This is a genomic window from Rhizobium sp. CC1099 (assembly GCF_029714385.1).
Taxonomy (GTDB): Bacteria; Pseudomonadota; Alphaproteobacteria; order Rhizobiales; family Rhizobiaceae; genus Rhizobium.
In genome coordinates this window covers 833,757-845,492 of the sequence record NZ_CP121641.1, presented here as the reverse complement: position 1 = coordinate 845,492, position 11,736 = coordinate 833,757, and the positions used below count along the sequence as shown (strand labels likewise).

General features: G+C 63.1%; 13 protein-coding genes and 1 pseudogene. 4 read left to right on the top strand and 10 right to left on the bottom strand.

The window, feature by feature from the left end; all coding sequences use genetic code 11:
• Positions 1-43 precede the first annotated feature (43 nt).
• The 5 genes from QA644_RS04225 to QA644_RS04205 form a co-directional block, all read right to left on the bottom strand.
• Positions 44-436, bottom strand: a complete 393-nt coding sequence (locus QA644_RS04225; protein WP_039844357.1) for a membrane protein — start codon at positions 434-436, stop codon at positions 44-46.
• Between the two features lie 118 nt (positions 437-554).
• Positions 555-1,958, bottom strand: a complete 1,404-nt coding sequence (locus tag QA644_RS04220; protein WP_022714561.1) for a HAMP domain-containing sensor histidine kinase — start codon at positions 1,956-1,958, stop codon at positions 555-557.
• Positions 1,948-2,619: a response regulator transcription factor gene (locus QA644_RS04215; protein ID WP_074067089.1), complete on the bottom strand. Its 672-nt coding sequence runs from the start codon at positions 2,617-2,619 to the stop codon at positions 1,948-1,950. The genes QA644_RS04220 and QA644_RS04215 overlap by 11 nt, the downstream gene beginning before the upstream one ends.
• Positions 2,620-2,671: 52 nt before the next feature.
• Positions 2,672-2,920 carry a hypothetical protein gene (locus tag QA644_RS04210; protein ID WP_022714559.1) on the bottom strand — a complete coding sequence of 83 codons (249 nt, stop codon included), beginning with the start codon at positions 2,918-2,920 and terminating at the stop codon, positions 2,672-2,674.
• A 297-nt stretch (positions 2,921-3,217) separates the two neighbouring features.
• Positions 3,218-3,631: a hypothetical protein gene (locus QA644_RS04205; RefSeq protein WP_283072463.1), complete on the bottom strand. Its 414-nt coding sequence runs from the start codon at positions 3,629-3,631 to the stop codon at positions 3,218-3,220.
• Here QA644_RS04205 and QA644_RS04200 point away from each other — a divergent pair.
• A complete protein-coding gene (locus tag QA644_RS04200; protein WP_283072448.1) occupies positions 3,537-4,784 on the top strand; it encodes an MFS transporter in 1,248 nt (415 codons plus the stop codon). The two genes, QA644_RS04205 and QA644_RS04200, sit on opposite strands and share 95 nt — an antisense overlap.
• Positions 4,785-5,284: 500 nt before the next feature.
• Here the strand turns inward: QA644_RS04200 and QA644_RS04195 are convergent, their stop codons facing one another.
• Together QA644_RS04195 and QA644_RS04190 are read right to left on the bottom strand one after the other, a co-directional pair.
• Positions 5,285-5,593 carry a Dabb family protein gene (locus QA644_RS04195; protein WP_194729271.1) on the bottom strand — a complete coding sequence of 103 codons (309 nt, stop codon included), beginning with the start codon at positions 5,591-5,593 and terminating at the stop codon, positions 5,285-5,287.
• Between the two features lie 17 nt (positions 5,594-5,610).
• Positions 5,611-6,294 (bottom strand): hypothetical protein, encoded by a 684-nt coding sequence (locus QA644_RS04190; RefSeq protein WP_194729270.1) that lies wholly within the window; start codon positions 6,292-6,294, stop codon positions 5,611-5,613.
• A 129-nt stretch (positions 6,295-6,423) separates the two neighbouring features.
• Here QA644_RS04190 and QA644_RS04185 point away from each other — a divergent pair, with 129 nt between their 5' ends.
• Complete coding sequence (locus QA644_RS04185; protein ID WP_257788097.1) at positions 6,424-6,555, top strand: hypothetical protein; 132 nt, start codon at positions 6,424-6,426, stop codon at positions 6,553-6,555.
• 95 nt (positions 6,556-6,650) lie between these two features.
• Here the strand turns inward: QA644_RS04185 and QA644_RS04180 are convergent.
• Together QA644_RS04180 and QA644_RS04175 are read right to left on the bottom strand one after the other, a co-directional pair.
• Positions 6,651-6,904: pseudogene (locus QA644_RS04180) on the bottom strand (short-chain dehydrogenase); the annotation flags it as partial.
• A 43-nt stretch (positions 6,905-6,947) separates the two neighbouring features.
• Positions 6,948-7,421, bottom strand: a complete 474-nt coding sequence (locus QA644_RS04175; protein ID WP_194730098.1) for a YcgN family cysteine cluster protein — start codon at positions 7,419-7,421, stop codon at positions 6,948-6,950.
• Positions 7,422-7,607: 186 nt separating this feature from the next.
• Here QA644_RS04175 and QA644_RS04170 point away from each other — a divergent pair, with 186 nt between their 5' ends.
• Positions 7,608-9,746: a transglycosylase domain-containing protein gene (locus QA644_RS04170; RefSeq protein WP_283071213.1), complete on the top strand. Its 2,139-nt coding sequence runs from the start codon at positions 7,608-7,610 to the stop codon at positions 9,744-9,746.
• A 105-nt stretch (positions 9,747-9,851) separates the two neighbouring features.
• Here the strand turns inward: QA644_RS04170 and tnpA are convergent, their stop codons facing one another.
• Positions 9,852-10,280, bottom strand: a complete 429-nt coding sequence (gene tnpA, locus QA644_RS04165; RefSeq protein ID WP_283072447.1) for an IS200/IS605 family transposase — start codon at positions 10,278-10,280, stop codon at positions 9,852-9,854.
• A gap of 66 nt (positions 10,281-10,346) precedes the next feature.
• Between tnpA and QA644_RS04160 the strand changes: the two genes are divergently transcribed.
• Entirely contained in the window at positions 10,347-11,594 is a 1,248-nt protein-coding gene (locus QA644_RS04160) for a transposase (RefSeq protein ID WP_283071212.1), read from the top strand.
• Positions 11,595-11,736: the final 142 nt, after the last annotated feature.

Genomic DNA, 11,736 nt, shown 5'->3' with positions numbered 1-11,736 from the left:
GGCCGCAATATCAGCAGGACGTTATCTGCAGCACCGGTCGAAGTCAGCCGAGCGGCGACCAGCTTCCGTCACTGTTGCGGCAGGCCGCGCCACGCGTGACGGTGTCCTTGCTGTCCGCAGTCAGTGTATGCGTGTATTGACGGCAGTTCTGCGAACCCACCTGATAGGGTGCGGCCGCCACAACCTTACCGCTTACATTGCGCCCGCTCCAGACGACCGGCTGGCCGACACCAGCCCCTTCGAGCGCCCGGTATTCGGCTTCGAGAGCCCGCTGCTTGTCGCTGTCGCTCAGCTGCACGCCGCTGCGGCCGGCAATTCCGCCCTGCAGCGCCGTGATGAACGCCGCCGATGCCGAAGGCCTGGAGGTCGTGCACGACGACAGCGCAACGGCAACAAGAAGCGAAGAAACGATCAAAACATTCGGTCGTAACATCATTCGGTCAAACCAGCATCGGGGTGTGAATCAGTGCCGCCAGATGCGCATCGCCCCATGTCGGCATTAAGGCAAAGCATGCTATGCAATTGCCTATGTCTTTGTGGCATCAAGCAATTGCTCATGCAACATCCTTTGTGACGCCGGGCAGGATTAGCCGCGCCTTCAGGCCGCCCCACTCCCCGCGAGAGAGCTCGAGCCGGCCCTGATACTCGTTGGAAATCTCCGTGACGATCGAAAGCCCGAGGCCCGTTCCCGGCTTGCTCTCGTCCAATCGCCGCCCGCGCTTCAGCGCCTCGCGGATCTGGTCGGGCTCCAGTCCCGGTCCGTCGTCCTCGATGACAAGCTCCACCCAGTGCCGCCGCGCGCTTGCTTCGGCACCCTTTACATCCTCGGCCGCTTCGGCTGCGCTGAGCCGTACCTTCGTCGTGGCAAAACGCGACGCATTCTCCAAAAGGTTGCCGACGGTCTCTTCCAGATCCTGCTGCTCCATGGCAACCGCGAGGTTCTGAGGCGTCACGTTGAGCTCGAATTCCTTGTCGCCATTGAGCCGCCGCATCACGCGCACCAGCCGCTCCAGCGCAGGTTCCGCATCGGTTCGCGCCAGCACCGATTCGCGCTGTGCGGCGATGCGTGCCCGGTTGAGGTAAGATTGCACCTGGCCCTGCATCGCTTCTGCCTGGCTGCGCACCAGCTCGCCGTGCGAGCGCTCAAGCACCCTCGCCTCGTTAAGCAGAACCGCAATCGGCGTCTTCAGCGAATGCGCCAGGTTGCCGACCTGCATCCGGGCGCGCTCGACGATGCGCCGGTTGCTGTCGATCAGCGCATTCACCTCGTTGGCAAGCGGTAGGATTTCCCGCGGGAAATCGCCCTTCAGCAGTTCGCTCTCTCCCGCCCGGATACGCTCCAGCGCCGCGCGCGCCTTGTCGAGCGGCTTCAGGCCGTAGAGAATGGCAAGCGCATTGACGATCAGGCTTCCGACCCCGAAGCCGGCAAGCGCCAGATAGAGACTGTGGGAGAAGTTGCTGACGTCGCTCTCGACGACCTCGACATTGCCCGACACCCTGAAGCGCGCAGCGCGACCGTCCGTGTCGAGCACCACTTCGGTTTCCGCCACTTGCACGCGGTTTCCGGTCGCGTCCGTCACCTGGTAATAGCGCTCGTAATTCTTGTCGAAGGGCGCTTCCAGCACGGAGGGAACAGGGATCGTCGCCGATCCCAGCGAAGGCGAAACCAGCGGCGCCGCCGTGTAGGTTCCAAGCGGCTCCACCACCCAGTACCAGCCGGTCCTCGGCTGTGCGAAGCGCAGGTCGCCGAGTTGGGGGCTGCCGCTCAGCGCGCCTTGATCGCCGATCGTCACGGAATTGATGACGTTGTAGAGCTGGGCGCGCAGCAGATCCTGGAAACCGCGCTCGGCGCTGCGGCGGTAAAGCGTGGAAATCAGCAGGCCGATCACCACAAGCGCCACGGTCGACCAGACGGTCGTTAGAAGCAGAACGCGTGCGGTGAGCGACTTAATGCGCATTGTTCGGCGCTTGGATGCGGTAGCCGAGACCGCGCACCGTTTCGATCAGGTCCACGCCCATCTTCTTGCGCAGGCGGCCGACGAATACCTCGATCGTATTGGAATCGCGATCGAAATCCTGGTCGTACATGTGCTCGACGAGCTCCGAGCGCGAAACCACCTCGCCCATATGGTGCATCAGATAGGCAAGCAGCCGGTATTCGTGCGAGGTGAGCTTCAGCGTCACGCCGTTGACCATCGCCTTGGAGGTCTTGGTGTCGAGCCGCACCGGGCCGCAGATGATCTCGGAGGAGGAATGCCCGGCCGCACGGCGGATCAGGGCGCGAATGCGCGCCAGCACTTCCTCGACATGGAAGGGCTTGGTCACGTAGTCATCGGCCCCGGCATCGATGCCTGCGACCTTGTCGCTCCAGCGGTCGCGGGCCGTCAGGATCAGAACCGGCACGCCGCGGCCCGCACCGCGCCACTTTTCAAGGACGGTCACGCCATCCATCTCCGGCAGGCCGATGTCGAGGATAATCGCGTCATAAGGCTCGGTTTCACCGAGGAAATGTCCTTCCTCGCCGTCGAAGGCCTGATCGACGACATAGCCCGCCTCCTTCAGCGTATCGGCGAGCTGCCGGTTCAGATTGACATCGTCTTCGACTACCAGAATGCGCATCGGTCCGCTTTCACCTCAAGTGTATCACTGGTGTTTCATAGGCCGATTCCGCCTACATCGGAACCCTGACGGTCACCTTGCGTGGGCGCTGGCCGTTGCCCTGGACGAGAACGGTGATGATGCAGGTGTTGCCCGATGGCTGCACGGAAAGAAGCTGCCCGCCCGTCTGCTCGACGACCTGCTCAGCCGCCGCGCTGCAATCGCCTGCGACGCGCACGATCAGACCGCGCGGTTCGTCCGGTGAGGGCGCCGATACCGCCAGCCCGGCGGCCAAAACTACGACGCTCAAGGGAGAGGCCATGTGCATGCTTCCAACGTAATTCCAACTTGGTCCGACTATGTACTCACGTGACCTGAATGGCAAATGAATGCCCTGTAACGCCGGACGTTTAGAACAATTCTGGACTGTATTTTTCTAGAACTTCCACAGCCGAAAGACGAGAGGGCGGGATGCCGTGAAAACACAGATGTCCCGCCTGAGATTTCCTCCGCGAACGACCTGCCGGGCCGCCGGATGGCAGGTCGCGAAGGGATAGGCTGCCTGGTCTGCGCCGCCGTCAAGGATCGGGCAGCGCATTTCCCTCGGTCATGTCCATCGTCACGAAGGAATAAAGAAAGACCTCAATCCCTGCGCCTTCAGATCGGCCAGCGCCAAGACCACACACGCATCGTCCGGCGTCGCGTACAGGCCGGCCCACAGTCCAATCGGCTCATAAGATAGGGCCGGCCCGCGAGACATCGCAGGGCGCAGCCTGCAAGGATGAGGGCGGGTGATGAGTATGGTTTTCCTTGCGCCCTTCATAAACGACTTGATGAAGGCCGAAGATACAAAGCCACACCTCTTACCAGTCAGGCGAGGCGCCGTTCCGCAAATGGTTGCCGCGGCTTTCGCCGCACATGCAAAACTGCTATGGCCCATGTCCTCAGCTCTCAAATCCGTTTCAGCACGAATGTTCAAATTCCCCTTGCGCTCGGCGCAGACGATCGCCGTGCTTGCCGTCAGCCAGCTCATCGGCTGGGGCACCACCTTCGATATGCTCGGCGTCATGGGCCGCGTCGTCGCGCCCGATCTCGGCCTGCCGAACGAAGTGGTCTTCGCCGGCCTCACCGTCATGATGGTCGTCAGCGCCATCGCAGGCCCCGCGACCGGCCGCTGGCTCGCGCGCTTTGGTGCAGCCCGCGTGCTTGCCGCATCGTCGGTCACCTTCGCGACGGGCCTGCTGATGCTTGCCGCCACGCATGGGGTCGTCCTCTATGCGGCTGCCTGGATCGTCATCGGTCTTGGCGGCGCGCTTGGCCTTTCAGCGCCCGCCTATACCGCCGTCGTCGAGCGAGAAGGCCTGAACGGCAAGCGGATCATCGCCATCCTCATGCTCTTCACCGGCCTGTCGGCAACGCTCTTCTGGCCGGTCCTGACGCTGGTGACGGACGCCTATGGATGGCGCATCGCCTTCATCTTCTCGGCGGCACTTCACATTTTCGTCTGCCTGCCGCTTCATCTTTTCGCCCTGCCGAAGCCCGCCGCAACGCACACGCAAGGCACTGCCGCGGATAACCCACCGATCGCGCTATCGCCGCGTGAGCGCCGCAAGGCCTTCCTGCTGCTTGCCACCTCGACGACGCTCGGCACCTTCATCAGCTTCGGCATTGCGCCCTCGCTGATCGAAATCTTCCGCCAGTCCGGTGCCTCGCCGGCGCTTGCCCTGCAGCTCGGTTCCGCCCGCGGCGTCATCGGCATTTCCGCCCGCGGGCTCGACATGCTGCTCGGCAAACGCGGCAACCCGATCCTCACCTCGGTCATGGGCATCAGCCTCATGCTTGTAAGCTTCCTCATGCTTTTGCTATGCGGCACCTCGACGCCGCTGCTTGTCGCCTTCATCGTGACGTACGGCTTCGGCTCCGGCGTGCTTGCCGTTGCCCGTGCGCTGCTGCCGCTCGCCTTCTTCTCGCCCCGCGAATACGGCCTGCAAGCCGCCCGCCTCTCGCTGCCGCAAAACCTTGCCAACGCCATCGCCCCCGTCATATTCACCGCCACCCTCGACCGCGTCGACACCGGACTGACGCTCACCATCTGCGCAGCGCTCGCCGCCCTCGCCCTGGTCTTCGTTTTCATGCTGGCGGGAATGGTCAGATCGGCAAAGCAGCTGGTTCCGTCACAGCCCTGAACCGCGTCTCCGCTTCGTGCAGCTTGGCCTTCGCCTCCCGGTGCGTGCGCGTCAGCCGCACGCAGCGATCGCCCCCACCGGGTTCTCATGAAGCCCTCGCGCGACAGCGCCGCATAAGAGCACCCCGTCCAGTTCGCCCGCCCCTGCGCTGCCAGCTCAGGAAACCGGACGCCGTCTTCTTGTCGGCCACAGTCTTTCGTCCGCCGTAAAGCCCCACGGCAGGAAAGATCGGATGTTCATGGTGTTTTCCTGAGAGTCTGCCGCTGTCCCTCATCCGTCTGCCACCACCTTCTGCCCGTGATCACGGGGAGAAGGGATATGCCGCGCCCTCTTACACGGCCGGCAGCCGGCGTGGGCCATGTCCCCTCGCCCCAGGCGCGCGGGGTGAGGTGAGGAGTGAGGGGCAAAATTCAGGTGAAGCGCGAAACTTCAAACGATCCGCAATCAAACGCTTTCATGGTGAGGAGGCCCACAGGGCCGTCGCAAACCGTCAATCGCAATCAGCCGAGCGGCTGCCTTACCGCTGTCTCAACATCGTAATCCGCCGCGATCCGCATTTCCCGAACCGGCCGCACGAGTTCGATCGAGCGCTGGTAATCAGGATGCGCCTTATAAGCCGCAAGTGCCGCCTCGTCGTCGAATTCGCCGTAGACCACCAGGTCAACATCGGTGCCGAGCTGGTCGGTCTTCACATTGGTGCCGATCTCCAACAGCCGCGCATGCGGAATCGCCGTCAGCACCGAAAGCCCGGCGCGCACCGTCTCCAGGTTTTCCGCGCTTGCGGTGAAGAAAACGATATGGCGGATCACCGGGGCACTCCTCATCTTCAACAAAGCCGCGCGATAGCACGCGCAAGCCACCCCTTCAACCGCTGCAGAATGCCCGGCGCCTCTTTGCGGCGCAGGGCCGCATGGAAGGTCCGGCCGTATTCGGCGAGCTTCTCCGCCCGGTCCGTGCCGTTGACGATGCGGCGTGCGTTCACCCAGTCTTCCTTTTCGGCGTTCAGGTGGTCGGCAAGCCTGTGCCCGGTGAAACTGCCAACCAGCATGCCCTCGATCAGGATCGTCACGGCGGCCGCCATCTCCATCGCACGGTCCGGCTCGGCGACGAGGTCGATGCCGGTGATCGCACTCATCGCCTCGTAGTTGCGCTTGTGGGTGAGCTGAACCAGCCCGCGGCCCAGCCAGCACTTTCCGTCCTCGTCCGGCTTCCAGTAAACGGTCTTCACCCAGGAAAGCTTGCCTGCCGCATAGGCGCGGTCGAGAATCTCGATCGCCTTTGCGTCGCTGCCGGCCAGGGTCTCACGCACCGGCTGCATCGTGAAGGCCGTCTCGTGGAAAGCCGTCGCCAGGATGTAGGCCAGCCACCGCCAGTCCGCCTGCGGCATGCGTTGCTCGAAGAAGTCGAGAATCGCCGTCATGCCCTCGACCTGCCCCTCGGAAAGGGTCCCTTTGAACAGGCTTTGCCGCACAGCATCGAAGAAGAATATCCGGTCGATGTGGATAACCATGAAATCTGACCTGGTCCTAATCGATTAAAATAATTTCAATCGTTTAAAGGGTTTAAGCCCCTGATTTACACCGCATTTGGCCTATGTCATGCGTTTCCTGTCGAAGCTCGCCGAAGGACAGGAGACCGAATGCAAACGCCCGCCAACAGCCAGCCCACCATTCCACAGCACCTCGTCGACCAGATGGAAAACGAGTGGCGCCAGATCCGCCCGGCGCGCGAAACGCAGCGCCCGGCGCCACAGCCGCCCAAGCAGCGATAAACCCTTAAAACTCAAAAGGCGAGACGGCGGATTCCTTCAAATCCCCCGCACCTCGGCTCGCCGCCGCCGTCAAGGATCAGCGCCGTCAGCGCCAAGACGAGCGCATCCAGCCTGTCCGGCGAGCAGCCGCCCGAAAGCCCGTCGACGCGCAGGGCAATGCCCTTGCCGCCGGCAGCCGTCACCAACTCCGTCGTCTCCTCGATCGTTTCCGGCCTTCCGTATTCCAATTGCCGCTCTCTGTCGTGCGACCGGTCGCGCCCGCCGCGCCGAGTTCCACGACGATCCCGCGTCCGGAGCCGCGCGTGCGTCCGGCAACGAGTGCCGCCTTTCCCTTGAGGTCTGCTGCCACTTTCCCGTCCTTCACGTTCGAAAGCTTCGCCGCCGCTTAGGATCTACTTCTTCGCCCGCTCGCCGTCGCCCACCGTCAGCGGCCAATCGACGATATAATCTTCCAGGTGGTCGGGATCGATCTCCGTCTCGCTGATCGTCCGCCCGCGGGCGGAAATGCCGGCCTGGTGCACGGTTTCCGGGTCGCCGGAAACCAGCCGATGCCACCAGTAAAGATCGCGCCCCTCGTTCACCAGTCGGTAGCCACAGGTCGGCGGCAGCCAGGCGATTTCCTGCACGTTCGCCTTCGTCAGCTGCACGCAGTCCGGCACGAAATCCCGCCGCTTCTCGTAGTTCGAGCAGCGGCAGCTTTGGCCGTCAAGGAGCTTGCAGGCAACGGAGGTGAAATAGACGTCGCCCGAATCCCACTCCTCCAGCTTGTTGAGGCAACAGAGCCCGCAGCCGTCGCAGAGGCTTTCCCATTCCTCGCGGTTCATTTCGTTCAGCGTTTTCCGCTTCCAGAAGGGTAGTTCGTTCATCATTCGTTTTCTTGCAACAGCGTCCGCAAATCCGCGTGAGACGCCTTCAATTCTCTTGTTATCGGCCGCCAAATCAATCAATTATTCAGCATGCTTCGTTTATCGAAGAGCGCAATGCCGAAGGATGGCTGTGCTCTGACGCCTGGCTCGCCAGCCGTCAAGCGCGATCGGGCGGGAATATAGAACGTGCAGGATCCGGACAATCCAGAAGAACGCCCTCGCAGGAGCCGGCACATCCTGCTGAAGATCGATTCATGGATCGATTCCACCCTCTGGAACGCCGGTTTCCGCTCCGCCGAGATCTGGGAAGACGTCACCATCTTTTTCCGCCGCTTCCGCGTGCGCGGCTGGAAGCGCTTAGTCTTCGAACTTAGCGGCGAAGCGTTGACGCTCGGCGCTGCCGGGTCGGTTCTGATGCTCCTCCTCGCCCAGCCTGCCTTCGAGGCTACCAAGGAAGATTGGCGCAATCGCGGCGATTTCGCCGTCACCTTCACCGACCGCTACGGCAATGTCATCGGCCACCGCGGCGTCATCCATCAGAATTCGGTGCCTATCGACGAATTGCCGGATTCGCTGATCAAGGCGGTGCTCGCCACCGAGGACCGCCGCTTCTTCGACCATTTCGGCATTGATTTCATCGGCCTGTTCCGCGCCATGAGCGAGAATGCCCGCGCCGGCGAAGTCGTCCAGGGCGGCTCGACGCTGACGCAGCAGCTTGCCAAGAACCTTTTCCTGTCCAACGAGCGCTCGATCGACCGCAAGATCACCGAAGCCTTCCTGGCGCTCTGGCTCGAAGCCAACCTGTCGAAGAAGGAGATCCTCTCCACCTATCTCGACCGCGCCTATATGGGCGGCGGCACCTTCGGTGCGGCGGCGGCCTCGCAGTTCTATTTCGGCAAGAACATCACCGATGTGAACCTCGCAGAATCGGCCATGCTTGCCGGCCTCTTCAAGGCGCCGGCGAAATATGCGCCCCACGTCAATTTGCCAGCGGCGCGCGCCCGTGCCAACGAAGTGCTTACCAATATCGTCCAGAGCGGATTGATGACCGAGGGCCAGGTGATTGCCGCCCGCCGCAGTCCGGCGACGATCGTCGACCGCAACGAGCAGGAATCGCCCGATTTCTTCCTCGACTGGGCCTTCGAGGAGGTCCAGCGTCTTGCCGCCCGCTTCCACCAGCATTCACTGATCGTGCGCACCACGATCGACATGGGTATCCAGAAGGCGGCAGAAGATGCAGTCGAGACGTCGCTGCGCGAATATGGCGAGTCCTTTCACGCCAAGCAGGGCGCGATGGTGATGCTTGAAAACGGCGGTGCGGTGCGCGCCATGGTCGGAGGACGGGACTACGGCGAAAGCCAGTTCAACCGCGCGACGCGGGCGCTGCGCCAGCCGGGCTCCTCCTTCAAGGTCTATACCTATGCAGTGGCGATGGAGAGCGGCATGACCCCGCAGACTACCATCGTCGATGCGCCGATCTATTGGGGCAACTGGAGCCCGCACAACTACGCGAACCGCTATGCCGGGCGCGTTACGCTCGAAACGGCGATCGCGCAATCGATCAACACGATCCCGGTGCGGCTTGCCAAGGACAAGCTTGGCATCCAGCCGATCCGCGCCATGGCCAAGGCGATGGGCATCGAATCGCCGGTGCGCGACGACGTGACAATCCCGATCGGAACGTCGGAAGTCACCGTTCTCGACCAGGCGACGGCTTATGCCGTGTTTCCGGCGGGCGGCTATCAATCACGTCGCCATGGCATCGCCCAGATCCTCGATTACGGCGGCGACGTGCTCTACGATTTCGACCGCGACGAGCCGCCGGCCAAGCGCGTGCTGTCGGAAAAAGCCGATGCCTACATGAACCAGATGCTGACCCGCATCCCCTATTTCGGCACCGCCCGCAAGGCAGCGCTCGACAACGGCATCCTCACCGGCGGCAAGACCGGCACGACACAGGCCTATCGCGACGCCTGGTTCGTCGGCTTCACCGGCAACTACACCTGCGCCGTCTGGTTCGGCAATGACGACTACACCTCGACGAACAACATGACCGGCGGCTCGCTTCCCGCCATGACCTTCAAGCGCGCCATGGATTACGCCCACCAGGGCATCGTGCTGCGTCCCATCCCCGGCGTCGAAAACCCGGCGCCGCCGGCCAAAGACACCGCCAAGACCGCCGCCGCCAAACCCGAAGACAGCATCCCACAGCTCATCCGTCCCCGCATGCTCTCGGTGGAATCGACCAGGATCCTCAAGGGCCTCGGCGAAAAGCTGAAATCCGCCCCGCCGCTCGAAGCGCAGAAGGTGGCGAGCGCGGGGTAGGTTTCACTGCAAGACCGATGGGTGGCTGCGTGTTCACCCCCACGAACCTCATTCCTGCGCTCGTCACAGGAGCCCAGCCACGGTGCGTCCGCGCGGCGAAGAGCCTCATCGTGAACCTCGCGGGATGCCCCGGCGTTCAGGCCGGGGAGGAACGCGAGAGCGGCCTTGGGCCGCTTCCCGCTGGGATTTGACATATTCGGCGATCACTGAGAGCGGTGCGCCGCCACAGCTTGCCGCAAAGGAGGACGGCGACCACAAAACGCCGTTGTGGTAGCGCCCGGTGATTTCCGGGCGGCTCTCGCGCAGACGTCGGCTGGATACGCCGTTGCGGCTGTTGACCAGCTTCGACAGGGCGATCTTCGGAGGGTAATGCACCAGCAGGGGAACATGATCGTCCTCGCCGTCGCATTCGATCAATTCGGCCTCGAAGTCGCGACTCAGCTTGGCGAAGATGCGCCGCAGGTGGCGGATTGCCGGGTCTGACAGAACGTCATGGCGGTATTTCGTGACAAAGACCAAATGACCATGGAGCATGTAGACGACAGGCCTGCCGGTGCGATCCACGGTTGCGCTCCTTGGAGCAATTGATAGAATCGTAACATGATCCACCGCGCTTTCCGCTACAAGCTCGCTCCGACCGCCGAACAAGAAGTCCTGTTGCGGCAGTTCGCGGGGGTTGTGCGGCTGGTCTATAATCTGGCGCTGGAGCAGCGCAGGGACTGGTGGCGGCATTACCGGCGGCAGACCGGGAACCGCTTGAACGACATCGCCCAGGCGCGGGAATTGACCGCACTGCGGGCCGCGTTCGACTGGATTGCCGCCGTGCATGTGACGCCCCAGCAGCAGGCCCTGCGCGATCTGGATAAGGCGTATGCTAACTTCTTCGCCGGGCGCGCAGGATATCCCTCGCGCCGCAAGAAGGGCGTGAACGGCGCCTTCCGCTTTCAGGGGCGGGAGATCGAGGTCAAGCGCCTGAACGGCAAGTGGTCCGCCGCGCGCCTTCCCAAGATCGGCTGGGTGAAGTTCCGCGACACGCGGCGCCTGCGTGGCAAGACCATGAATGTGACGGTGAGCCTGGCGGCGAACGGCTGGCACATCGCCTTCGCCTGCGAAATCGACCATGCCGTCCCGCAAAACGATTTGCCCGCCGTGGGGATCGACCGGGGCGTGGCGAACACGCTGACGCTTTCGACCGGGGAGCATTGGTGGATGCCTGCCGGCCTTGCGGAGATCGAGCGCAGGAAGCGCCGGGCCCAGCGCGTTCTGGCGCGGCGCAAGCGCGGGTCGAGCCGCCACGCCAAGGCCCGCCGCCGCGTTGCAGCCTTGCAGGCCCGTGCTGCCCGCATCCGGCAGGATTGGCGGCACAAGGCCAGTCTTGATATCGCCCGTCGCTTCGCAACGGTCGTGCTGGAAGACCTCGCCACGCGCAACATGACGCGCAGCGCCAGGGGAACCGTGGACGCGCCCGCAACCAACGTCTGCCAGAAGGCGGGCCTGAACCGGGCGATCCTCGAACAAGGCTGGCACGGCTTTGAAACCGTGTTGGCCGACAAGCTCGAAGAACGGGGCGGATACCTGTGCAAGGTCGATCCCCGCCACACCTCGCAGACCTGTTCGGCCTGCGCAGCCGTGGACAGGGAAAGCCGCGAAAGCCAAGCGTCTTTCCGCTGTTGCCAATGCGGCTTGCGCGCCCATGCCGACCACAATGCTGCAATCAACATCCTGCGTCGGAACACGGCGTCTATGATCGTGGAGGAAGGGCAGCCGCTCTCCGTTGAAGCGATAACGATCGGCGGAGCTTCGCGCCCCCTCGGAAATCCCCCGCTTGCAAGCGGGGGAAGATGTTAAAGACCTTGCAGGTAATGCGAGATGTCGCCCAATTTGGATGTCATCTCGCACTTGCCGTCCACAATGTCAGCGATCCGCTCCGGTGACACTGCGACAGCGTCTGCCGATGCATCTCCGTCGAGCTGCCGGCTTCAAGACCTCC

What these genes read in the sequence shown, in the direction of transcription:
- QA644_RS04225 (WP_039844357.1), bottom strand. Translation starts at nt 436, where the DNA reads ATGATGTTACGACCGAATGTTTTGATCGTTTCTTCGCTTCTTGTTGCC.
- QA644_RS04220 (WP_022714561.1), bottom strand. Translation starts at nt 1,958, where the DNA reads ATGCGCATTAAGTCGCTCACCGCACGCGTTCTGCTTCTAACGACCGTC.
- QA644_RS04215 (WP_074067089.1), bottom strand. Translation starts at nt 2,619, where the DNA reads ATGCGCATTCTGGTAGTCGAAGACGATGTCAATCTGAACCGGCAGCTC.
- QA644_RS04210 (WP_022714559.1), bottom strand. Translation starts at nt 2,920, where the DNA reads ATGGCCTCTCCCTTGAGCGTCGTAGTTTTGGCCGCCGGGCTGGCGGTA.
- QA644_RS04200 (WP_283072448.1), top strand. Translation starts at nt 3,537, where the DNA reads ATGTCCTCAGCTCTCAAATCCGTTTCAGCACGAATGTTCAAATTCCCC.
- QA644_RS04205 (WP_283072463.1), bottom strand. Translation starts at nt 3,631, where the DNA reads ATGAGCTGGCTGACGGCAAGCACGGCGATCGTCTGCGCCGAGCGCAAG.
- QA644_RS04190 (WP_194729270.1), bottom strand. Translation starts at nt 6,294, where the DNA reads ATGGTTATCCACATCGACCGGATATTCTTCTTCGATGCTGTGCGGCAA.
- QA644_RS04185 (WP_257788097.1), top strand. Translation starts at nt 6,424, where the DNA reads ATGCAAACGCCCGCCAACAGCCAGCCCACCATTCCACAGCACCTCGTC.
- QA644_RS04175 (WP_194730098.1), bottom strand. Translation starts at nt 7,421, where the DNA reads ATGAACGAACTACCCTTCTGGAAGCGGAAAACGCTGAACGAAATGAAC.
- tnpA (WP_283072447.1), bottom strand. Translation starts at nt 10,280, where the DNA reads ATGCTCCATGGTCATTTGGTCTTTGTCACGAAATACCGCCATGACGTT.
- QA644_RS04160 (WP_283071212.1), top strand. Translation starts at nt 10,347, where the DNA reads ATGATCCACCGCGCTTTCCGCTACAAGCTCGCTCCGACCGCCGAACAA.